The sequence below is a fragment of the Pseudomonas sp. UBA4194 genome (genome assembly GCF_002379585.1).
Taxonomy (GTDB): domain Bacteria; phylum Pseudomonadota; class Gammaproteobacteria; order Pseudomonadales; family Pseudomonadaceae; genus Aquipseudomonas.
This window is the reverse complement of the sequence record NZ_DFUE01000084.1, coordinates 60,279-85,769: the sequence shown is the minus strand read 5'-3', so window position 1 is coordinate 85,769 and position 25,491 is coordinate 60,279. Positions and strand designations below refer to the sequence as shown.

Annotated in this window: 7 protein-coding genes; 2 read left to right on the top strand and 5 right to left on the bottom strand. The window is 64.7% G+C overall.

Features of this window, described 5'->3' with window-relative positions; translation table 11 throughout:
• Positions 1-25: 25 nt before the first annotated feature.
• Positions 26-1,267 carry a glutamine synthetase family protein gene (locus B3397_RS20240; RefSeq protein ID WP_296253622.1) on the bottom strand — a complete coding sequence of 414 codons (1,242 nt, stop codon included), beginning with the start codon at positions 1,265-1,267 and terminating at the stop codon, positions 26-28.
• Positions 1,268-1,568: 301 nt separating this feature from the next.
• On the opposite strand from B3397_RS20240, the gene B3397_RS20235 reads away from it, so the two are divergent.
• Entirely contained in the window at positions 1,569-2,297 is a 729-nt protein-coding gene (locus B3397_RS20235) for a winged helix-turn-helix domain-containing protein (protein ID WP_296253490.1), read from the top strand.
• 109 nt (positions 2,298-2,406) lie between these two features.
• Positions 2,407-2,796, top strand: a complete 390-nt coding sequence (locus B3397_RS20230) for a winged helix-turn-helix domain-containing protein (protein WP_296253488.1) — start codon at positions 2,407-2,409, stop codon at positions 2,794-2,796.
• A gap of 104 nt (positions 2,797-2,900) precedes the next feature.
• On the opposite strand, the gene B3397_RS20225 is transcribed toward B3397_RS20230, so the two are convergent.
• From B3397_RS20225 to B3397_RS20210, 4 genes are all read right to left on the bottom strand, one after another.
• Positions 2,901-4,148, bottom strand: coding sequence for an HlyD family type I secretion periplasmic adaptor subunit (locus B3397_RS20225; RefSeq protein ID WP_296253486.1), 1,248 nt, complete (start codon positions 4,146-4,148; stop codon positions 2,901-2,903).
• Between the two features lie 14 nt (positions 4,149-4,162).
• Positions 4,163-6,343: a type I secretion system permease/ATPase gene (locus B3397_RS20220; protein WP_296253485.1), complete on the bottom strand. Its 2,181-nt coding sequence runs from the start codon at positions 6,341-6,343 to the stop codon at positions 4,163-4,165.
• On the bottom strand, positions 6,340-7,806 hold the full coding sequence (locus B3397_RS20215) for a TolC family outer membrane protein (protein WP_414704417.1): 1,467 nt from the start codon (positions 7,804-7,806) through the stop codon (positions 6,340-6,342). Before B3397_RS20215 ends, B3397_RS20220 begins: the two co-directional genes overlap by 4 nt.
• Positions 7,807-7,951: 145 nt before the next feature.
• Positions 7,952-25,054: a BapA/Bap/LapF family large adhesin gene (locus tag B3397_RS20210; protein WP_296253481.1), complete on the bottom strand. Its 17,103-nt coding sequence runs from the start codon at positions 25,052-25,054 to the stop codon at positions 7,952-7,954.
• Between the last annotated feature and the right edge of the window lie 437 nt (positions 25,055-25,491).

The window sequence follows — 25,491 nt, the reverse complement described above, 5'->3', positions numbered from 1 at the left end:
TACCCGCGATGGGAGCACCGCCGGATCAAGCCTGGGCCGCCAGTACTCGGCGTTCCCAAGGGGTGATCTCGTTGTAGAAGCTGGTCAGTTCAAGGGTCTTGGTGGCAACGTAGCCTTCGATGAATTCATGACCGAACAGTTCCCTGGCCAGCTCACTGCGTTTCAGACGCTCCAAGGCCGCGTGCAAGGTACACGGCAACGACAATTCTTCCGGCACCTGAATCTGACCCTGCATCGGCGCCGAGGGCTCCAGCCCTTGCTCGATCCCATGCAACCCCGCCGCCAGGCTGGCGGCAATCGCCAGATAGGGGTTGGCATCGGCACCCGGCAAACGGTTTTCGACCCGTCGCGCGTCAGGCGTACTGGCCGGAATCCGCAACCCGGCGCTACGATTGTCATAGGACCAGCAAGCATTGTTCGGCGACGCGTAAGGATGGCAAAGGCGCTGGTAAGAATTGACGTTGGGCGCGAACAACGCGGTGAAGGGCGCCATGGCGGCCTGCTGCCCGCCAATGAAGTGACGGAACAGATCTGTGGCTTCGCCCCGTTCGTCGCTGAACACGTTACGACCTGTGCCCTGCTCGACCACGCTCTGATGAATATGCATCGAGCTGCCTGCGGCTCTGGCCAGTGGCTTGGCCATGCACACCACGCTCAAGCCATGTTTGAGCGCTACCTCCTTGAGCAAGTGCTTGAACAGCAGCGTCTGGTCGGCCAGCAACAGCGGATCGCCGTGCAGCAGATTGATCTCGAACTGGCTCACGCCCATCTCGTGCATGAAGGTGTCCCGGGGCAGCCCCAGCGCCGCCATGCACCGATACACCTCGGCAAAGAACGGCCGCAGGCCGTTGTTGGAACTGACACTGAAGGCACTGCTGCCATCTTCGCGGCGGCCATCGATCCCCTTCGGCGCCTGGAACGGCTGGCTGGGGTCGGCGTTCGCGGCAAACACATAGAACTCGAGTTCCGTGGCCACCACCGGCGTCCAGCCACGTTCGGCATAGCGAGCCAGCACCGATTTGAGCAGGGCTCGGGTCGACAACGACGAGGGTTCGCCTGTCAGCTCCTGAGCATCGCAGATCGCCAGGGCAGTAGGCTGATCGCTCCAGGGCAGAGGAAAGATCCGCGCGGGATCGGCGATCAGCGCCACGTCACCGTCATCGCTGCCGTAATACTCGCTGGGCGGATAGCCGCCCATGATGCACTGCAGCAACACGCCACGGGCCAGTTGCAGGCGCCGCCCTTCGAGGAATCCTTCGGCCGTCATTACCTTGCCCCGCGGCACGCCGTTGAGGTCCGGGGTGATGCACTCGATCTCGTTGATGCCCGCCAGTCTCTCGGCGACTGGACGCCGGCCTTCGGTCTTCATGACACTGTCCTTGTTGGAGGTTGCCGCACGCGGCTACCTGTACAAAATACTCAACCGTCGTTCGCGATTTCAAGCGCATGATGTGGGACTTCGCCAAACTCCTGCACCCCAGGTGACACTGCCAGGGTGCAGACCCGACGCCTCTGCGTCTGGATCCAACCTGTGCTAGGGTTGGGCAGCGAACCAAAGGATTGTGCACATGGATGTTCCACCCGCACTTCTGCTTGCCCTCGAACCACGCCTGCTGATGCTGTCCAGCGATCCGGATGGCGCGCGCCTCCTGGAACAGTGGCTACAACCCTTGGCACTGCCGGTAGACGCTGGGGCCTTGGCGGACCTGGCCGGACAGCTCGTACCAAGCCATCACAAGGTGATCCTGCTCCAGGCGCCGCGTGCGGCGCGCGAGCAGGTGAGCGACTGGGTACGGCATATTCGCCTCGCCAACAGCTGGTCGAGCGTCATGGTGATGCTGATCGGCAGCATCGACGCCTCCACCCGCCAGCACATCGTGCATGCCGGGGCTGACCACGTGCTGCGTGTGCCCAGCGCCACCGCGGAGCGGGCAACGTTCTATCTGCAGCTGTTCCAGAACCCGGACTACTGGAATCTCGACCCCCCCGTACTGGACCCTGCGCGACTGTGCCTGCAAAACGCCGATCAACGCCTGGATCTGACCTTCGTGCAGGTGCAAACGCTGCTGGCATTGCTGTACGCCCCCGGTCACCTGATGAGCTTCGACGACCTGGCCGTTCCTCTGGGGCTCAACGCGCGCAGCTACGACATGCGGGTCATGGAGAAATTTTTCAGTCGTCTGCGCAACGCGATCCGCAAAGCGTTTGCCATCAATGTGATTCAAAATGTACGCGGCGCAGGCTACCGCCTGACCCGCGGCAGCATCGCGACGGCGCCCATTGCGTTGCGTAGCTGAAAATCCGTTTTCACCAGACGGGCGGACGTTGGCATTTTTACATTCCATTACTAATCTTCAATTCAGCAGGCGATTGGATCCACCCAAGTTGAATTGAAGGAACGCTTCTATGCCCACGGACCTCGGCAGTCGTTATTCGTTTGTGCTTACTCAAGACTTCGTCAACCAGCACACCCCACCCGACACCCACCACGCCCGCGGCGTCTGGTGGTTCAACGACATCGATCGCACCTTGACCCAGAACGGCATTCACGTAGCGCTGACGCGTATGGAATGCACGGTGATCGGGCTTCTGGCGTTCAGCCACGATCGGGTGATGAGCAAGGAAGCCTTGATCGTCGGGCTCGGCAAAGACCCTCAGGGTTATAACGGACTGGAAATGTCCCTCAGCCGTTTGCAGAGCAAGTTTGCCGCCTGCAGTTCGGGGGAAAGGTTGATTCGTTCGGTGAGGAATCGAGGGTATTGCCTGACTCAGGTGGTGCGCTCGGCGTATTGCTGAACGGCTTCAGATGAACGTTTGGGTCATGAGGTCAAGGGCCCCTCACCCCAGCCCTCTCCCCCAAGGGAGAGGGCGCTAAAGGAACACCGCTTACCGCCCCTCTCCTACCTCTCCCGCAATGCCTCCTTGGCCCTGTTCAACGGTTTGATCAGATAATCCAGCACCGTCTTGTGCCCCGTCGTGATATCCACCGTCGCGATCATCCCCGGCACGATGGCGAATTTCTTGCCCGCCTTGTTTTCCAGCGAGTCGGAATCGGTACGGATGAACACCCGGTAGTAAAACACCTCAGGCTTGACCTCATCCTGGATGGTGTCCGGCGAAATCGTCACCACCTTGCCATCCAGCCCACCGTAGATCGAATAGTCGTAGGCAGTGATCTTGACCTTGGCGGCCTGGTCCGGGTGAATGAACGCGATGTCCCGCGGCGAAATCCGCGCCTCGATCAACAACCGATCATCCAGCGGCACGATCTGCATCAACTGGCCGTTGGGCGGCACCACGCCGCCGATGGTGGTCACCTCGATGTCCTTGACGATGCCTCGCACCGGGGAGCGCAAGGTCAGCCGCGACACCGAATCGGACCTTCCCTTGAGCACCGCCACGAGGGTTTCGACATCGGCGTTGGCTTTGGCCAACTCTTCCCGGGCGCGCACCATGTAGTCCGAGCGCGCCCCGGTGAGTTTTAGTTCCAGCTCCGAACGCTGGCGGTTCAGGCGCAGTACCTCGACTCGGCTGGCGGCACCGGTCTTGGCCAGGTTCTCGGTGATCTGCAGCTCGCTGCGCACCAGGCGCAAGGACTCGTTGATGCCTGACAGGGAGTCATCCAGCCCGCGACGCCGTACGTTGTACAGCTCGGTCTCGGCCCTGATCAGCTCCGGGTAGGCCTTGAGTTCGGCCGGGAACGCCAGGGGCTTGAGCCCGACCTCCGACTGCAGGCGCGCGACACTGGCCAGGGTCGCCCGGTACTTGGCCGCGCTCTCGCCGAAATTGGACTCGGTCTTGGTCGGGTCCAGTTGCGCCAGCACCTGATCGCGCTCGACGATCGCCCCTTCGGTCACGTTCATCTGTGCCACGATGCCGCCTTCAAGGGATTGGATCACCTGCTCGCGGGAGCTGGGTACGACTTTGCCGGTGCCCGTCGACACCTCGACCACTTCGAAGAAGAACGCCCACACGAAGAACGCCAACAGCATGATCACCGCCGCCCACACCACGCGGGTGGCACGCACCACCGTGGAGTCGTCGACGCCGTCCTGGTAATGGGACTGCCCCGGCGCGCCGTCTTCGAGCAGCGGAATGCGCTTGAATTCGCTGGCACCCAGCACCTTGATACCTTTGCCTGCGTCCATATCCCTGCCCTCCTTTATTGTGCCTGGCCTTTTGGCCGTGACAGCTTGGCAATGGCGTTATCCTTGGTGTCGTCGATCACCACCTGGCCGTTGTCCACCACGATGATGCGATCCACCATGCTCAGCACGCTGGTGCGGTGGGTAGCGATAATCAGCGTGCGGCCCTGCCCCCAGGCCGCCAGATTCTGGATCAGCTTGCGCTCGGTCACTTCATCCAGCGAGGCGGTCGGCTCGTCCAGCAACAGGATGTGCGGCTGACGAATCAGCAGGCGCGACAGCAGCAGCGACTGGCGCTGACCGCCGGACAGGCCCAGGCCACCCTCCAGAATCAGGTGATCCATGCCCGTAGGGCAGGACCGCACGAAGTCCAGCGCGCCGGTGATACCCAGTGCCTCGATGATTTCCTGGTCCGACGCCTGCCCGGCGCCCATGATCAGGTTCTCCCGCAGGCTGCCATGGAACAGCCGGGAATTCTGGGTCAACAGGCCGACGTCGCGGCGCACGTCCGCCGGGTCGATATGCCCCAGCGCCACGCCATCCAGGCTGATGCTGCCGCTGCTCAGGTCCAGCGAGCCCGCCAGCGCCTGAAGAAAGGTCGACTTGCCCGCGCCGTTACGCCCCAGCACGGCAATGCGCTCGCCCGGCTCGATGGTCAGGTCGTTGACGGTAAGGGCCGGTGTGCGCGCCTCTTCGCTGTACTTGAAGCCGGCACGCTTGAGTTCATAGCGGCCAGTGATGACAGGGAGATGCACGCGCTGGGCGCCTTCGGGGTGGTCAACCGGCATCTTCATCAGCCGGTTGAGACCTTCGAGCGCCACCTTGGCCTGCTGCCAGCGAGTCAGCACGTGGGTGAGTTGCGAGACCGGCGCCATCATCCGCGAAGCCAGGATGGAAGCTGCCACCAGGCTACCGGTGGTCAGGTCACCGGCAATCACCATGGGAGCGCCGAACACGATGACGATGGCGAACACCGCGCTCTGTACATTCTGGGTCCAGGCCACCAGGCCATTGGTCAGCGTGCGCAGGCGCAGGCTGCTGTCGGCCGCCACCGCGTTGTAGTGATTCCACTGTTGCTGAAAGCGCTGTTCGGCCTGCAGGCTCTTGATGTCGTCCATGCCCTGCACGGTTTCAACCAGCATGGCATTGCGCAGTGCCGATTCGCGCATCGATTTATTGGCCAGGCGCGCCAGCTTGCGTTGCGCCATCAGCCCGGGCACCACCATGGCCACCAGCGCGAACAGCGGAATCAGCACCAGAGGGCCACCGATCAGGTAGAACACCACCAGGAAGATCAGGAAGAACGGCAGGTCGGCCAGCGCCGTAGCCGTGCTGGAGGTGATCAGGTCACGCAGCGATTCCAGCTCGCGCAACTGTGAGATGAACGAACCGGTGGACTTGGGCCGTGCCGAGTTACGCAGGCGCAGGGCATGGCCGAAGACCAGGTCGCTGACCCTGAGATCGGCGCGCTTGCCCAGCAGGTCGGTGATCTTCATGCGCATCAGGCGCATGATGAAATCGAAGAAAATCGCCAGCAACACCCCGCCGAACAACACGTACAGGGTGGGCAGCGATTCCGCCGGAATCACCCGGTCGTACACCTGCATGGAGAACAGCACCCCACCCAGCCCCAGGATGTTGGCCACCAGCGAGGCCAGCATCACATGGCCATAAGGCCGCAAGTCGCGCAGCACGATCTTGCGAAACCAGTGCTCGTCGTAGGGCTTGATGTAGTCGTTGGTGCGCACGTCACTGATGGGCCGCGCCGGTCGCAGAATCACCGTGCGCAGAGCGTTTTCCAGCAATTGCTGACGGCTGATGCTGCTCTGCAGGCCCTGATCGCCGCTGTAGGCGATGCCCACCTCGTCCTCTTCGCCCAGGGTCTGGATGACCCCAACCTGACCGTCCTGCATCTGCACCACCAGCGGGGTGCGCCATTGGGTCAGGGTCGTCGGATCGTAGGTGGCGAACTTGATGGTCAGGCCGGCCTGGCGGGCCATCTGCCGCAGCACGTCCTCGACGCTGGAGTCGTTGGCCCGCAACGACGCAATACGTACGTTCTCGGCCGAGCAGTCGAGCCGGTAGTGTCGCGCCACCGACAGGATCGCATCGAGCCAGACGCGGTAGTCCTGACGGGAAAAGGTTTCCTTGGGCTGGACCGATTCAGGGTCCAGCGAGACATTCACGGCATCGGTCATGGCAGTATTTCAACCCCCTGGATCGTGCTGTGGTCGATCTGATAAGCGCTGCGCAAGGTACCGGTGCTGTACAGGCAATCGACTTGCAGGCGGCGCAGGTCGGCCTGGGTATTGGCCAGGTCGAAGCGTGACTGGTGGATTTCCTGCTCGGCGTTGAGCAAGTCGAGCAACGGTCGCGTGCCCAGTTCCAGGTATTGCTGACCGTACAGCTCACGCGCTTCGGTAATGCTGGTCTGGCGAAACTCCAGCGAGCTCAGGCGCCGGTTCAGACTGGCGGTCTGCGCCTGGGCCTCGAACAAGCCTTGGCGAGCCTGCAGGCGCGCGTTGTCTTCCGCCGAATCGGCGGCGGTCAGCGCATAGGTGGCGGCGGCCGTGCGTGCGGTGGTGGCGCCACCCTGGTAGATCGGCACGCTGAGGTTGAGAAAGATCCCGGCCTGGGTGCGGTCGATATTGGGGTTGTTGCTGTTGTAGTTGCTGTCCAGGTACTGGTTCAGCGACGGGTCCAGGGACAGGGTCGGCAGGCCCTCGGCGCGCGCCTGACGAATCGTCGCCTGGGCTTCGACGCGTTGCGCATCCGCCACCAGAATCCCCGGCAAGGCGTTCATGTCCGGTTCGGCCGCTTCGCAGGAGGTCTGCAAGGTCTGCGGAAACTCGTCGTTCACATCGAACGGGGTGGCGCGTCCCACTAGGTTGATCAGGTTGGCCCGCCAGCGGTTGTACAGCGCCTGGTATTGCAGGAGCGTGGCGCGGGCACCGTCTTCCCGGGACTTGGCCTGGACCACGTCGGAACGGGTAGCGGCCCCCATGTCGCTGCGTTGGCGCGCCAGGTCGGAAATACCGGCAATGCCCTTGATCTGCTCGCGAGCCACCGCCAACAGACGCTCGTAACGTTGCACTTCGATATAGGCATAGGAGGTGTCGCGCGCGACCTGATCGATGTTGAGCAGCACCTGGGCCTGGCTGCGCGCGACACGGGCCTTGGCCACGTCCACCGCACTGTCGACCTTGCCGAAATCGTAGAGCATCTGCTTGAGAGAAATGTTCAGGGCCTGACTGCTGCCATTGCCGTCGTAGGCGCTGTCGAAGCCACCTCTGATGCCACCAGTGATCTGCGGATAGTAGCCAGCCCGAGCCACATTGATGCCCTCGCCCTGTTGGTACAGGGTGCCGATGGCTTCGCCGATGCTGGGGTGCCATTCCACGGCCAGGCGCACGGCTTGCATGAGACCCAACTGGCTTTCCGATCGGGGCGGCGGCTCGTCCGGGTTGCCGGTGTCGCGGGCATGGCCCGCGCCGATTGGGTTTGTCGATGAGACGTGGGCCGGGGCCTTGCCCGTCGACCCGCGTGGTGGTTTGTCGGGCCGGGTTTCCAGGCGCGTAGGGCTGATGCTCTTGAGTGCTGGTTCCGGGTTGTCTGCTGCCTGTGCGGGCAGGGTGTACAGCGGGGCAATGGCCAGGGCCAGAGCGGCCGCGGAAAAACGTGTTGCCAACGAGGTGTACTTCAAACCTATCCCCCACTTCCTGTTCTTGACGGCGCGCCCGCGTATCCCTGGCGCGCAACTTCCTGCATCGACGCCGGGCCTGGTGGCCCGGCGCTGGCAAGGGGTATCAAACGACACTGATACCACTCTGGACCCAGAGGTGATGCGATGGGTCCTCTTGGGCAGTGTAGACGTTGTACTGCACGCCGTTGTCTACCTGCACCGGCCCCGCGGCTGCCCAGGTCGCCCCGGTCATGTGCACCGTGTCGTGAGTGTCGCCCTGGATCAGCAGCTTGTCGGTGCTGGCGTCGGTCACCGACAGCAGATCGCTCAAGCTCAAGGTCAGGTTGACCTTGCTGGTGTGGTTCAGGTCGATGATCTCGATGTTGTTGATGCGACTGGCCAGATTGCTCAGGTCGATGTCCGCATCACCACCGGCCCACTTCAGGGTATCGGTGCCCGTGCCACCGTCGACGGAGGCAAACGACTGGTCGTAGATCACGATGGTGTCGTTGCCCTCATGGCCCTGGAAGGTCAGGCCACCGCCTTGTGCGCCGTCCAGGGTGTCGTTGCCGGCCGTGCCATCGAGGGTGTGGTGCTCGGTCCCCGAGGCGGCAGTGTGCACGGCGCTGTCGTCGGTGCTGTCCAGCGACGCGAGGCGGGCGAAGCTGGTGACGCTGGCGCCGTTGTTGAGGTTGATGGTCAGGGTGGCCGTGTCGGTGGCCCCGGTGGGATGGGTGAGTTGATAGGTGAAGACGTCGGTTTGCGGCGTCACCGCAATGGCCTGCCCCACCGCCGGCGTATAGACGTAACTGCCGTCGGCATTGACCAGCAACGAACCGTGCAGCCCGGCGATGGTGACGCCGTTATAGCCAGGCAGCACGAACGCACCGGCACTGAGCACGCTCAGCGAGGTATAGGTGGAGCCCAGTACATCCACCCCGCCGCCGGCGGTATCGGTGAACAGGTTGCCGGTCGCCTGGGTACCGCTGCCGATGACGAAGTTCACGGTGGACGTCGACACCTGTGTCACCGATGGCGTGATCGTGGACAGCACTCCGCCGGAAGTGACACGCATGATGTAATTGCCCGGTCCCTGACCTTGCACCACCGTGCTGATGGTATTGCCCACACCCAGCAGCGTTCCGGCCGGGAAGTTGGCGACCACGGTTTCCACACCACCGACCACTTTGACCAGCGCCAAGCCGACGCCGGAGATCAGGCTCAGGTTGTTCCTCGCAGTGAGGGTGACATCCGTCACCGTGTCGGCGGCGATGCTGAAGGCGAAGTCCTTGGTCGTCGTCACCAGCAACGTGCCGAAAGGCGTAAAGCTGGTGGTGGCCGGCGCCGACTGCGCACCGACCAGGGTAATGGCGCTGGACGCCACGTCGTTGGTGGCGTCCACCAGCGTCGCGTTGGCCGCCAGGTTATTCCCGTTCCACACTTCATCGACATTGGTGCTGTCGATGCGCACGTAGAGGTGGGCAATCGAAGACAAGCCGTTAGGGTGCACCAGTTGGTAGCTGAAGTCCTCCACCTTGCCGACGCTGTTCACCGACCCATTGGGGGTGTAGGTGTACTTGCCCGTGGAGTCGATCACCAACTGGCCGTACAACCCCTGGACCGTGGTCCCGGCTCCCGCCGTGACGTAGACACCGCCTTTGAGCACTTGCAGCACAGCGCCGCCATCGGGGCCGACGCGGTCGGGCAAGCCGTTGACACCCGGATCGGTGATGACGTTGCCCGTGACCGCCACCGGGGTACCGGTGAACTGGGTCAGGCTGGTGGTGGTGAAGTCCAGCTGGGTAGTCAAGGTGTTGAGGATCGCGACCAGCCCCGAGTTCACCACCAGACGGTAGTCCCCGGCCTGCAATACTGGCAGGTCAGCCCTGACGCTGGTCGGACCCAGCGCGAGCAGATCCAGCACGCTGCCATTGCTCCCGCTGGTGTAGTTCACCCACACCCCGGCCGCATTCTTCACCTGAAGGGTGAACGACGCGTTGTTGAGCAAGCCCAGCAAGCTGGTGGTGGTCACGGTCAACACCGGATCGCTGACCGTATTGGCTGCGACGGTGAAGCCGTAGGCCTTGGCCTGACCCAACAGCAAGGTGGTGCCGGAGTCGACATAGCTGCTGTTGACCGATACCGGCGTGATGTTGACCGAGGCCTGCGCCAGGTTGCTGCTGGCAGTCACCGGCTCGTTGACGTCCACGTCCAGCGCTGTGACCGAGGCCGGTGCCGATACATTACCGCGGCCATCGGTCAGCGTGACGCTGAGCACCTCGCCGTTGATCTGCGCACTGTTCAAGGTGACCGTGAAAGTGCCGTTGGCCAGTACCGTGCCGGTGCCCAAGGTCAGACCATTGGCCGCCTTGACCGTGACCAGCGCCCCGGCTTCGCCGCTACCGCTCAGGCTCAGGCCGTTGACCGCCACCGCCAGCCCCGAGGCCAGCGGCGGAGGTGTAAGGTCCGGCGCCGTGGTGGCCACGGCTGGCGAAACATTGTTCGCCGCGTCAGCCTGGGTCACCGTCAGGATCTGATTGTTGATCTGCGCGGCGTTGAGGGAAACGCTGTAGCTGCCATCGGCGGCCACCAGCGCCGTGCCGAGCACGGTGGTACCGCTGCGCACGGTCACCGTTGCACCCGCTTCACCCGTACCCGACACCGCCGTGCCGCTGGCACTGACGGTCGCCGTGGGCGCCGCCGGCGGTGTGGTATCGGCAACGCCGAGTTGGGCCGCTGCCGAAACGTTGTTGGCCGCATCGGTGAGCGTGACCTTCAAGGCACCCCCATTGAGCTGCGGCGACGGTAGCACGACGTTGAACACGCCCAGCGCATTGACCTGCCCGGTAACCAACAGGGCGTTGTTGGCCCCGTACACCTTGACGGTGGTATTGGCCTCACCCAGCCCGGTAAGTGCCAGGCCGCCAGTCAATACCAGCGCGGTAGGCGCGTTGGGCGCAGTCACGTCACGGGCGGTCAAGGCGGTGATCGGCGAGGACAGGTTGGCGGCATCGGTCTGCACCACGCTCAGTTGCTGACCATTGAGCTGCGCAGCACTGAGGTTGACGCTGAAGTTGCCCGCAGCATCGACCGTGCCAGTGCCCAGGGTCACGCCGTTGCCGAGCACTGTCACTCGGGCGCCAGCCTCGCCCTGGCCGGTCACCACGGCACCGCTGGTAGCCAGCGCCACATTGGTGAGTGCTGCCGGTGGCGTGGTATCCAGGGCCACATAAGGCGTGGCAACCGAAACATTGCCGGCCGCATCGGCTAGTTTGATGCTCAGCACCTGACCGTTGACCTGCGCACTGTTCAGGGCCACGGAGAAGGTCCCGTTGGGCAGTACCGTTGCCGTCCCAATGGCCGTACCGACGGCGTTGTACACGGTGGCGACACTGCCCGCCTCGCCGGTACCGCTAAGGGTCAGGCCGTTGCCACTCAGGCTGATGCCCACCGCTGCTGCCGGCGGGGTGATATCCGGCGCAGGAACGGTGGCCGTGCCTGAAGTATTCAGGCTGGCATCGGTCTGCACGGCGGTGATCAGCCCACCATTGGCCTGGGGTACCAGCAGCACCACGGCAAAACTGCCGTTGGCGCCCACTACACCGGTACCGATCGTGACATTGGCCGCGTTGGTGATGGTGACCGTGGCGCCGACTTCACCCTTGCCGGTGACCACTGTCCCGATACCATTGATGGCCAGTTCGGTGATAGGCACTGGCGCAGTGCTGTCCACCGACGTGTAGAAGGTGGCAGCGGACGTCAGGGTGCCATTGCTGGCATGCAGTTCCAGCACCTGACCATTGGTCTGTGGCGGATTGAGCGTGACCGTGAAGGTCGTCCCGGTGGTGACACCGGTGCCCAGCAGCACGCCGCCGACACCGCGCACCGTAACCACGGTGCCAGCCTCTGTGGTACCGGTCAGCGTCACACCATCGCTGGTGAGGGTGCCGACCACCGGGGCTGCGGGCGGCAGCTCGACGGGGATGTTGAGCGTCGCGCCGAGCGATGGGTTACCGGCGGCGTCGGTCTGGATCACGGTCAACAATTGACCGCCCAGCGCTGCGGGCACCAGCGGCACCTGGAAGTTGCCATTGGCATCCACTACGGCGGTGCCCAGCACCACAGGGGTCTGCCCGACCAGTACGGTGACGGCGACCGTTGCACCTGCCTCGCCATGGCCAGTGAGGGCAGTGCCGTTGGCATTGACCGCCAACTGAGTGACCAAGGTAGGCGCCGTGACATCCGGCACCGTCAGGGTTGCCAAGGGCGAGCGGTTACCGGCGGCGTCCTGGGCATACACTTCCAGGCTGCCGCCATTGAGTTGCGCCAGGCTCAGCGGAACGCTGAACTGGCCGTCGCTGCCGACGATGACATTGCCCAGCGCCACCCCTTGGGCAGTGGTCACGAACACCCGCGCGCCCGCTTCGGCCGTACCGGTGAAGACCAGGCCATTGGCGCTCAGACCCAGCCCGGTCGGCAGCGCCGGTGGCGTCAGGTCAGGGGCATTGACGGTGACACCCACCGAGGGGTTGCCGGCGGGGTCACGCTGGGTCAGAACCAAGGCCTCGAAGTTGGTCTGCGGCGTGGTCAGGGTCACGCTGAAGGTGCCATCGGCGGCCACCACGGCGGAGCCCAACGCGGCATTCAGAGGGCCGGTGACGGTGACCGTGGCGCCCACTTCGCCGCGGCCGGTGACCACCTTGCCGTCGCCGCTCACTGCGATGAGGGTCAGCGCCAGAGGCGCCGTTACATCCGGTACCGGGAATGACGTGGGCAATGAAACGTTACCCGCCACATCGGCCTGGGTCACGTTCAATACCTGACCATTGAGCTGCGCCGTGGCCAGGTTGACGGTGAAGACGCCATCGGCACCGGCGGTCGCCGTACCGATCTCCACGCCCAGGCCATTCTTGACCACGATCCGCGCATTCGCCTCGCCAATACCGCCGAGCACAAGGCCATTGGCCGTCAACGTCAGGCCCGACAGCGCGGTAGGCGCCAGGATGTCCCGCGCCAGGACAGTGACTGCAGCCGACGCGTTGCCTGCGGCGTCGAGTTGGACCACGCTGACCACTTCACCATTGATCTGGGGAACCGTCAGCGTGACGCTGTAGGTGCCGTCGGCATTGACCGTACCGGTACCGATGGCTTGCCCCAGATTGTTGGTGATCGCCAGGCGCGCGCCCGCTTCGCCGGTACCGGTGAGGATCACACCGTTGACGTCCAGCGCCAGAATGGTCGCCGGTGCAGGTGGTGTGGTGTCCACCGCCGTCAGGCTGCCTGGGCCTGATACATTGCCTGCCAGGTCAGTGAGGGTGACCACCAGCGACTGGCCATTGAGCTGGGCAGGCACGGTGACCTGAAAGGTGCCGTTGGCATTCACGGTGCCCGTACCCAACTCCACGCCTGCTGCGTTTTTCACCGAGACGCTGGTGTTGGCTTCGCCCACACCGCTGAGCAACGTGCCTGCTGCGTTCAAGCTCAATTGGGTCGGCACGGCTGGAGGGGTAAGGTCCGGCGCGGTGACCGGGGTACTCACACTGACGTTGCCGGCAGCGTCTGCCTGGGCCACGGTCAGGCCTTGCTGGTTGATCTGCGGCGGCGTCAGCGTCACCACGAAGGTGTTGTCCGGCGCGACCACGGCCGTTCCCAGCACGGTCCCGGCGGCGTTCCTGACAGTGACGGTCGCACCCGGCTCGCCCTGACCGGTCAGGGTCGCACCGGTAGTGGCGTTGATCGCCACCCCGGTCAATGCCGCCGGCGGTGTGGTATCTGGCGAATTGATGCTGGCCGTCAGCGAGGTATTACCCGCCGCATCACGCTGGACCAGCGTCAATGGCTCGCCCGTCGCGACCGCTGGCGTCAGGGTCACGCTGAAATTGCCACCGGCGGTTACGGTAGCAGTCCCAAGCACCGTCCCTGCCCCATTGGTGACAGTCACCAGCGCACCCGCTTCACCCTTGCCGGTGACCAGGCTGCTGGTGATGGCGGCGTTGCTGATGGCCAGATCGGTCAAGGCTGCGGGCGCCGTGGTATCCACCGCCGTCACATTGCCCGGTACCGATACATTGCCGGCCGCGTCGGTAAGGGTCACGCCCAGCGCCTGGCCATTGAGTTGCGCAGCGCCGAGGTTGATCTGGAAGGTGCCATCGATCAGCACGGTGCCCGTACCTAACACCACACCTTGAGCGTTGCTCACGGTTACCCGAGCGTTCGCTTCGCCGACTCCGGAGAGCACCGCGCCGTCGGCACTGAGGGTCAGTGCGACAGGTGCATCGGGCGCCGTGCGATCGCCTGCCAGCACGGTGCCAGGGTTGGAGATGTTGCCGGCCACATCGGCCTGCACCACTGTCAGCACCTGACTGTTGATTTGCGCGCTGGACAAGATCACGGTGAAAGCACCGGTAACGCCGACCACGGCAGTCCCCAGTACCACGTTGCCCTGCCCTGTCACGGTTACCGTGGCGCCGGCTTCACCCCGGCCGCTGAGCAGCAGCCCATCGGCACTGACCGCCAGGTTGGCAAGGTCAGCCGGGGGTGTGATGTCGGCGGCAAGATACTGCGCCGGCAACGACACCAGTGTGCCGTCGCTGGCACTGACCTCCAGTGTCTGGCCATTGGTCTGCGGTGCGTTCAGGGTGATCTGGAAGTTATTGCTGCCATCCACCACCCCGCTGCCCAGCACGTTGCCTTGCAGGTCGCGCACGGTGATGGTGTTGCCGGCGTTACCCACACCACTCAGGATCAAACCATCGGCAGTGAGGGTCAGCGCCGTCGGCTGGTCGGGACCATCGATATCGGAGGCGATGACCGTCGCCGCCGCCGAGGTATTGCCGGCCACGTCGGTGAGCGTCACCGACAGCACTTCGTTGTCGCCTACGGTCCGTGTCAGCGTCACCGTGAAGCTGCCGTTGGCAGCGACCGTGCCGGTGCCCACCGATAACCCGGCGGCGTCGCGGACGGTGAAGGTGGCGCCCGCTTCGCCTTTGCCCGCCAGCACGGTGCCACCCAGCCCTACCACGAGGTCGATCGGCGGCGCCGGCGGTGTGATGTCCGCGGCCACGATGATGGTGGTGGTGGATACGTTGCCCGCGGCATCGGTGGACGTCACCAGCAGGGTCTGGCCGTTGATCTGTGGCGAACTCAGGTCAACCTGGAAGGTACCGTTGGCGGCCACGGTCGACGTGCCCAGGACATTGCCCTGAGCATCGCTGACCACCACGCTGACCACGGTCCCAGGTTCGGCCTTGCCGATCACCGCCGAGCCCTGCGGCGTGAGCACCACATCGGTGGGCGCGACCGGCGCGAGCAGGTCTGGCGCGATCAGATTGACGCTGGCCGACAGGTTGCCGGCCACATCGCTCTGCGTCACGGTCAGGGTTTGCAGATTCACTTGTGCAGTGGAGAGCGTGACGCTGAACAAGCCATTGGCATCGACCAGCGCCGTACCCAGCTGCACGTTGGTTGCGCTGAACACCCGCACGGTAGCCCCCGCCTCGCCGCGGCCGGTGACGATAGCACCGTCGGCACTGATCGCGACGCCGGTCATGGCGACAGGTGGGGTAATGTCCGGCGCGGTGACCAGCACCGGCACCGACACGTTGCCCGCCACATCGGTCTGCGCTACATCCAGTGGCTGACCATTGGCCTGCGCCGGAGTCAGCGTCACGCTGAAGGTGCCGTTGGCCGCTACCAGGGCAGTACCCAGCACGGTACCGGCAGCATTGGTCACGGTGACCGTCGCACCCGCTTCACCCGTACCGGTGATCAACGTGCCGTTGGCATTGATGAGCGGATTGAGCACGGCCACAGGTGCTGTGGTGTCCGGCACCGCCAACGCACCGGGCAGCGAGACATTGCCGGCCGCGTCGGTCAGGCTGACTTGCAGCGCACCGCCGTTGGTTTGCGGGGTGGTCAGGGTGACCTGGAAGCTGCCGTTGGCCGCCACCGTACCGGTGCCGACCACCGCGCCCAGTGCATCGCGCACCGTGATGCTGGCACCGGCTTCGCCCTGGCCGGAGAGTACCGTACCCACAGCGTTGAGGGCCAAGGCAACCGGCGCCAGAGGCGCCACCAGATCCGGCGCGGTGATGTTGACCCCCAGCGACACGTTGCCGGCGGCATCCACCTGAGTCGCCGTCAGCACCTGCAAGTTGGTCTGAGGGGTCGTGAGCGTGAGGGTGAACGCGCCGTCGCTGCCTACCAGCGCGGAGCCCAGGGATTGGCCCTGCACATTGCGCACGACCACGGTTGCGCCGGCCTCGCCGGTTCCGGTCACCACCGCGCCATTGGCGCTGAGCACCACATTGGCCAGAAGCGCTGGAGCCGTATCGTCACCGGCTGTGAGTTGCACCGGAATCGACAAGCGACCGTTGCCATCGCTGGCTTGAACGGTGAGCAGTTCACCGTTGTGTTGCGGCGTCTGCAGGATAATGCTGAACACGCCCAGCTGATTGACCGTTCCGCTGCCCAACAGCGTGCCTTGCCCGTTGGTCACTTGAATGGTGCTGCCCACGGTACCGGTACCGGTGAGCACCGCGCCTTCCACACTGAGTACCAGATTGGCCGGCGTGGCCGGACCGGTACCGTCCGGCCCGTTGACCTGGGCCGGCAAGGAGGGGTTGCCGGCCGCATCGGTTTCGATCACCGTCAGCACATCGCTCGGCACGGCCGGACGGGTCAGGGTGATGATGAAAGTACCACCGGCGCCCACCGTGCCTGTACCGATCAGGTCGCCGTTGGCGGCGGTGACACGCAGGCTTGCGCCGGCTTCGCCATTACCGCTCAGGGTCGCGCCGTTGGGGCTGATGACCAGATTGCTGACCGCTACCGGTGGCGTGGTGTCCGCTGCCAGCACACTGGCTGGGGCAGAGACGTTGTTGGCCGCATCGGTAGCGGTTACCCGCAGGGTCTGACCGTTGGCCTGAGGGGCCGACAACTGAATGCTGAACAAGCCATCCGAGCCCACCGTACCAGTGCCCAGCACCGTACCTTGGGCGCCGACGATACGGATGGCTGCGCCGATTTCGCCACTGCCGGTCAGCACCGTACCCGCCAGATTGAGACTGAGGCTGCCGGGCGCGTCAGGCGCAGTGATGTCGGCAGCCGTGACATTGACCACCGGCGACACGTTGTTCGAGGCATCGGCCTGGGTCACGCTCAAACGCTCGCCGTTGAGTTGCGCTGCGCTCAAGGTGGCACTGAAACTGCCATCGGTGCCCACCACTGCGGTGCCCAGGGCAACCCCAGCAGCGCTGCGCACGGTAACTGTGGCGCCCACTTCACCGCGACCGCTGACGGTCAGTCCGTCGTTGCTCAAGCCGACGTTGGTCAAGGCCAGCGGTGCAGTGGTGTCCGGAGCCGTGATCGGTGTCGAAGGTGATGTATTGCCAGCCGCGTCGCTCTGGTTGACCGTCAACGGCTGCCCGGCTGTCTGCGCCGGCAAGGTGACCTCGAAGCGACCATTGGCGCCGACGGTAGCCGTGCCGATTTCCACCCCATTGGCGTTGAGGACATGCACGATGGCCCCGGCCTCGCCCTGGCCGGTCAGCAGCGTGCCGCCGGGATTCAGAACCAAGGCGGTTGGCGCGGCGGGAACTTCGGTGTCCGGCGCCAGCGCACTGACACTCGGCGATTTGTTACCGGCCACATCGCTCTGGCTCAAGGTCAGGGTTTGACCGTTGGTTTGCGCGCTGCTCAAGGTCACGCTGAACGCACCGTTGCTGCCGACCACTGCCGTGCCGAGCGGCTGGCCATCGCTGCCCAGTACGGTCACGGTCGCGCCGGCCTCACCGTTACCGGTCAGGGTCAGGCCGTTGTTGCTGACCAACTGATTGGTGATCGACGCCGGCGCAGTGAGATCCGGCGCGGTGACGGCGGCGGGCGTGGAACTGTTGCCCGCCGGATCGCTCTGGGTCACCTGGAGCAACTGCGCGTTGAGTTGCGGCGTGGTCAGCACCACGGTGAACGCACCGGTGATACCGACCACAACGGTACCGATCGGATTGCCCGCCGCGTCGAGTACGGTCACCCGCGCGCCGGCTTCGCCGGTACCGGTGACCACGGTGCCATCGCTGCTGATGGCAACGTTGGTCAGCGCCGGAGCGGTCGAGTCGATGGCGGTGACGGTACCTGGTATTGAGTTGATGACACCATTGCTGGCCACCACCTCAAGCACCTGACCATTGGTTTGCGCGGCGCTGAGGGTGATCTGGAACGTGCCGTCCGGGCCTACCGTGGCTGTGCCGAGCACAAGCCCCTGGCCACTGCGCACCGTTACCGTATTGCCGATATCGGCGATGCCGGTCAGGGTCAGGCCATCGACACTCAATTGCAGTGCGGTGGGCTGATCCGGCCCGTTGGCATCGGGTGCCACCACGCTGGCGCCTGGCGAAACGTTGCCGGCCGCATCGGTCAGGGTCACGCTCAGCGTGGCGCCCTGAGTCGCGGGTGGGGTCAGGGTCACAATGAAACTGCCATTGGCGCCTACCACAGCGCTGCCGATCGGCGTACCGAGCGGGCCCAGCACAGTCACGGTGGCACCCACCTCACCCTTGCCCGACAGCAAGACACCATCAGGGCTGACGGCCAATTGAACGGCAGGATTGGGTGGTGTGGTGTCGGCGGCGATAACGGTGGTCGTGGTGGACACGTTGCCGGCCGCATCGGTGGAGGTCACCAGCAAGGTCTGACCGTTGGTTTGCGGCGTGCTCAGATTGACCTGGAAGGTACCATTGGCAGCCACGGTCGCGGTGCCCAGCACATTGCCCTGGGCATCGCTGACGATGACAGTGACCGTCGTGCCAGCCTCGGCCTTGCCGATGACCGCCGAGCCTTGCGGGGTCAGCGCCACATCGGTCGGCGCAGCCGGGGCTTGCAGGTCGGGCGCCACCAGGGTCACGTTGGCCGAGGCGTTGCCCGCCGCATCTGTCTGGGTCACGGTCAGCAACTGCAGGTTGATCTGCGGCGAGCTCAAGGGCACCGAGAACTGCCCGTTGGCATCGACCACAGCAGTGCCCAGCACCGCACCGCCGCTGCCCAACACACGCACGGTCGCCCCGGCCTCACCCGAGCCGGTCACCACGCTGCCGTTGGCGCTGATGGCCACACCGGCCAACGCAGTCGGCGCGGTGATGTCGCTGGCGGTGACCGCCACTGGGCTGGAGACATTGCCGGCGACGTCGGCTTGCAGTACATCGAGCAACTGGCCGTTGGCCTGAGCCGGGCTGAGGGTCACGGTAAAGCTGCCATTGGCGCCGACCACCGCCGTGCCCAGTACCGTACCACTGGCATTGACCACGCTCACGGTTGCGCCCACTTCGCCTTTACCGGTCAATGTCGTACCGGCGACGTTGAGCACCAGTGCGGTGACTGGGTCCGGGGCCGTCACATCGAGCACCGGCAATGACCCCGGAACCGACGTATTGCCCGCCGCATCGGTCAATGTCACGAGCAGGGTGGTGCCGGTCAGTTGCCCAGGGCTCAGGGTGACCTGGAAGGTGCCGTCGGCACCCACGGTTCCAGTGCCCACGATTGCCCCTTGGGCATTGCGCACGCTGATGCTGGCTCCTGCTTCGCCCTGGCCGCCCAATAGCGTACCAAGCGCGTTCAGGGTCAGCCCAGAGGGCGCATCGGGAGCGATCAGGTCGGGCGCATTGACGGTGACGCCAGCGGAAATGTTACCGGCCGCATCGGTTTGCGTCGCAGTGAGCACCTGGGCATTGTTCAGCGCCGGGGTGAAGGTGATGCTGAAGGTACCATCGGCGCCGACGGTGCCGGTGCCGACCACCTGGCCGAGCACACGCACATTGACGGTCGCCCCCACTTCCCCGGTGCCGATCAACGTGCTGCCATTGGCGCTGAGCGCCAGGTTGTCCAGGATTGCCGGCGGGGTGTCGTCGCTGGCGGTCAACAGGCTGGGCACCGATACACGGGTGCCATCGCTGGCCTGTACGGTCAGCAGCTCGCCGTTGTGCTGAGCGCTGTTCAAATTGACGGTGAAGGTGCCGGACGCACCCACGACAGCGGTGCCCAGCACGGTGCCCTGAGCGTTGGTCACGGTGACGGTATTGCCGACCACGGCGCTGCCGGTCAGGGTCAGGCCATCGAGGGTGATAGCCAGATTGCTCGGCGAACTGGGCTCGGTGCCATCGGGGCCGTTGACCGCAGTGGGTGTCGACGGATTGCCGGCGGCGTCGGTTTCGATAACGCTGAGCACATCGCTCTGCACGGCCGGACGGGTCAGGGTGATCACGAACGTGCCATTGGCAGTGACGCTGCCGGTACCGATGAGATCGCCGTTGGCGGCGGTCACCCGCACGCTGGCGCCCGCCTCGCCGTTGCCGGACAAGGTCAGGCCGTCCGGACTGATCAGCAGATTGCTGACGGGCCCGGGAGCGGTGGTGTCGTTCGCCACCAAAGTGGTTGCCAGCGAACTGTTGTTGGCTGCGTCCGTAGCGATGGCCTTGAGGGTCTCGCCATTGGTCTGCGCTGCCGACAGGGTGATGCTGAAGGTGCCATTGGCGCCGACCACTGCGCTGCCCAGCGGCGCCCCTTGCGCGTTGGTGATGCGTACCGTGGCACCGGCTTCGCCGGTACCGGTGAGCACCAGCCCGCTCGCATCCAGTACCAGGCCTCCAGGCGCAGCAGGCGCGGTGATGTCGACCGCCGTGATCGCCACCGTGGGGGAAGCATTGTTGGCCGCATCGGCCTGACCCACGGTCAGCCGCTCGCCATTGAGTTGCGCACTGTTCAGGGCCACGCTGAAGCTGCCATCGCTGGCCACTACGGCGGTGCCGAGTGGAAGCCCGTTGGCACTGCGCACAGTGACTGTGGCGCCGGCCTCACCTGACCCGGTAACGGTCAAGCCATCGCGGCTCAGCACGACGCCGGTCGGTGCGGCCGGGGCTGTGGTATCGCCGGCGGTGATGGGGGTAGGCACGGACACATGACCGACGGCATCGGTCTGGGTGACTTCCAGCAGTTGGCCGTTGGTCTGTGCTGGGTTCAGGGTGACCTGGAAGGTGCCGTTGGCTGCTACGGTCGCGGTGCCCAGTGTCGAGCCATCGGCCGCCAGTACCCGCACGGTGGCGCCCGCCTCGCCGATGCCGTTCAACACGGTGCCGGTGGCATTGAGCAACAGGCCCGAAGGCGCGGCCGGAATGTCCGTGTCAGGCGCCGGTGTGGTGACCACCGGGGATCGATTGCCTGCGGCATCAGCCTGCACCAGGCCGAGATTCTGGCCATTGGTCTGCGCGGCAGCCAGGCCGACGCTGAACAGGCCATCGGCGCCAACGGTCGCGGTACCGAGTACCGCACCATTGGGGCCGGTCACGGTGACCGTGGCACCGGCTTCACCCTGGCCTGTCACCGTCAAGCCATCGTTGCTGACACTCACCTGCGTGACAGCTGCAGGTGGGGTCAGGTCGGGCGCAGTGACAGCCGCTGGTGTGGAGATGTTACCGGCCGCATCGGTTTGCGTGACCTGCAACAGCTGCGCATTGGTCTGTGCACTGGTCAAGGTGATGCTGAAGCTGCCATCGGCCGATACCGTGCCGGTGCCGATCACAGTACCGCCCGGTCCGCGCACGGTTACGCTGTCGCCTGCTTCACCATTACCGGTGACCACCGTACCGTTGTTGCTGATGGCGAGGTTGGTCAGCGCATCGGGCGCCGTCGAGTCGGGCGCGGTGATTTCCACCGGCACCGAATTCTCCCCAGCACCATCCGTGGCGATCACGTCCAGCACTTGACCGTCGTTCTGCGCCGGGCTCAACGCAACGGTGAAGCTGCCATTGGCCGCGATGGTGCCGGTACCCAGCAGCGTACCCTGCGCATCATAGACATTGACGGTGTTGCCGGCGGTGCCGGTACCGGTCAGCTGCAAGCCATCGTTACTGACCGCCAGATTGCCCGGAGTGCCTGGGCCATCGGCGTCGGGCGCAGTGATCGTGGCAGGCAGCGATGGGTTGCCGGCCGCGTCGGTCTGTACTGCGCTGAGAACGTCCCCTTCGACCGCGGCGGGGCTCAACGTCACGCTGAAGCTGCCGTTGGCGCCCACGGTCGCGGTGCCGATGACAGCGCCCACCGCATTGGTGATCGCCACCGTGGCGCCCGGCTCGCCTTGCCCGGTAAGGGTCACGCCGTCAGCACTGACCTGAAGATTGCTCACCGCCAGCGGCGCTGTGGTGTCGGCTGCCTGCAAGTTGGCCGAAGCCGAGATATTGCCAGCGGCGTCGGCCGCGCTCACCGTCAGTACCTGACCATTGGCCTGTGCCGAACTCAGACTCACCTGGAAGGTGCCATCGGCCGCTACCACCGCCGTGCCCAGCACGGTACCAGCAGCATCCTTGACGGTTACCGTGGTGCCCGCCTCGCCCACGCCGGAGAGAACGATGCCGCCGCCATCGAGCGTCAGGCCGGAAGGGGTCGCAGGCGCATCAAGGTCGGGCGCGGTGAGGTTGGCAACAGGGGAGGCATTGCCGGCTGCGTCCTGCTGCGACACCGCCAACTGCTGGCCATTGGTTTGTGCGGGAACAAGGGTCAGGTTGAAGCTGCCGTCGCTGTTCACCACGCCGCTGGCCAGCACGGCCCCGCCTGAGCCCCTCACCGTCACGGTATCGCCCGGCTGGCCACGACCGCTGACCACGGTACCGTCGGCACTGATGAGTACATTGCTCAGGTCGGCACCCGGGGTTACATCGGGCGCCTGCGTGTCCACCGGCGGAGAAACGTTCCCGGAGGCGTCGGTTTGCGTCACGCTCAACAGTTGGCCGTCGGCCTGTGCAGGATTGATGGTCACGGCAAAGTTGCCGGCCTGATTGACGGTGGCCGTGCCGATGATATTGCCCTGGGCATCGCGCACGGTGACGGTCGCACCGGGCTCACCCGTGCCTGTCACCGCTGTGCCATTGGCATTCACCGCCACGTTGGCCACCGCGGCAGGAGCGGTACTGTCGGGTGCGGTAAAGGTGATGGGTACTGAAGCTTCGTTGTCGAAGTCCGTGGCAATGACCGTCAGGATTTCGCCATTGGTCTGCGCGGTGTCCAGCACCACGGAGAACGTTCCGTCAGGGTTGACGGTGGCAGTGCCCAACAGGGTGCCCTGGGCGTTGTAGACGCGCACTGTGTCAGCGGCGGTGCCGGTACCTGTCAGGGTGAAGCCGTCGCTGCTCAGCACCAGGTTGTCCGGCGTGCCCGGCCCGACGTCGTCCGGTACCACTGCGGTCACTGTCGCCGACAGGTTGCCGGCGGCGTCGGTCTGGATAGCGATGAGCTCCTCACCGGGCGTCAGGCGCACGGCAAAGCGGATCACGAAGCGGCCGAATGCGTTGACCCGTGCACTGCCCAGCACATCGCCTGCCGCATTGGTGATGGTGACGGTGTTGCCAGGCTCGCCATTGCCGCCGGCAAAGAATCCATCGGCACTGATGATCAGGTCGGTGATCGGTGCCGGCGGGGTCACGTCAGGCACGACCAGTTCAGCGGGCAACGAGGCGTTGCCCACGGCGTCGGTGGCCACCACGTTCAAGGTTTCGCCATTGACCTGGGGGCTGTTCAAGGTGATCTGGAAGCTGCCATCGGCATTGGCGGTGCCGCTGCCGATAATCACCCCGGCAGCGTCACGCACCACCACAGTGGCACCCGCCTCGGTGATGCCGCTCAGCACCAGGCCGGCGGTATCCACCGACAGACTGCTCGGTACAGGTGGCGCTTCGATGTCGGGCGCCGGCACCGTTGCCGGCAGCGAGACGTTTCCTGACGCATCCTCGAGCGTGACGCTGAGGATCTGACCGTTGGCCTGGGCAGGGCTCAGGTCGAGGCGGAAATTGCCGTCGGCATCGACGGTGCCGGTCGCGACCACGACGCCCGCGGCGTTGGTCACGCTGACGATCGCGCCGACCTCACCTTTACCGGTCAGGATCGCGCCGTTGGCGCTGACCAGCAGCGCCGACGGTGCATCTGGTGCAGTGTTGTCAGGGGTCAGATCAGGGGCGGTAACGGTGGCGGCGGGTGAAAGATTGCCAGCCGGGTCAGTCTGGGTGGCGACCAAGTTCTCGCCGTTGATTTGTGCAGGATTCAAGGTGAGGCTGAAGGTGCCGTCCGCGCCGACGACCGCGCTGCCCAGCACGGCCCCTGCGGCATTGGCGATGACCACCGTGGCGCCTGGCTCGCCAGTGCCGGTAAGCGTCGTGCCATCGGCACTGATGCCCAGATTCGCAGGGGCGCCTGGGGCGGTGATATCCGGAGCGGTGATGGCTACCGACGTTGACTCGTTTCCGGCGGCGTCTGTCTGGGTCACGCTCAAGCCTTCACCATTGGCCTGAGGCGGGGCCAGGGTCACGGTGAAGGTACCGTCGGGTGCGACCACGGCCGAGCCGACAGTTGTCCCGGCAGCGTTCTTGATCACCACGGTGGCTCCCGGCTCACCGCTCCCGGTGAGTGTGCTGCCATCCGCGCTCACGACCAGCCCGCCGGGCGCCACAGGTGCGGTGACGTCCGGTGCGGTAACGGTGATAGGCGCTGAAACGTTGCCCGCAGGATCGGTGACCGTTACCTGCAACGTTTCGCCGTTGGCCTGAGGCGCAGGGAAAATGATCTGGAAGTTGCCGTTCGCATCCACGATGCCGGTACCGACGACATTGCCTTGAGCATCGCGCACGGTGACCGTACCGTTGCTTTCGGCACGGCCGGAAACGCTGCTGCCATCGGCGGCGAACTGCAGCCCGGTGGGCGCATCAGGCGCCGTCGTGTCCACTGGAGGCACCGGCGCCGGCGCACCACCGCCACCACCGCCCCCACCGCCACCGCCTGCTGCCGCCGCGCCGGCGCCAATGCCCACCAGGCCCAGCGCTGCCAGCATCCATCCCGGCATTGCGGTCCCCGCTACAGCGCCGGCCAGCAGCAACTCATCGGCCGCCGACAACTCGGTGAAGGTGAAGCCGGTAAAGGGCTCGCCGTAATTGGCCTGCCACAGCATTCCGTTGTCGCCTTCCAGAACCAGTTCGCTCTGGGCTCCGGTGGCGTCGACTACGAAGAAATCACCAATCGTTATCTGCTCGCCAGACTTGAGTGTGACGATCAGGTTATTTCCGGAACGACTGACCGTGGCCACGTCCTCCGGCCGAACCGGCAGCTTGACCAGGCTGGTATCCATCAGCTTGATATTGCCCCAGGCGATTTCTGTAGTGCTTTCCGCCGACTTCGCAGCAACAACGATACTGTCCATACCCACTCCTAGCAGATTTAACGGCACGCGCAACGCACCGTATCAACAACTTTTGCCGGGCACTGATGGCCCAACGCCACACTCTCGAATCTTTGTTATTTAGTGTCCTGTAGTGTCCTGACGTATTGCCTGGGCGAACTAAATCGCTTCACCTGGCGACACTACCCGCCGCGCTTGAATTCTGACGTTTTTAGCTATTCCACACTTGCTCAACTTATAAGTGACCGTTTTCAAAGGCATTTCTTAAAAGCCAAGAGTGACTAACGAAACTATGGCTCTACGCCATAAGTGTCAGGCTAGTACGGGTCATATGCTCAATGGCTGACGATTTATAACAATTGGCGGAAAACCATCGAATGGCAGCAAGTTTGCTCTGCAGCCGGCCCAAGCCGGCGTGTCGGCGTAGCGAAATCCAGATGAACCACCCAGAAAACCCT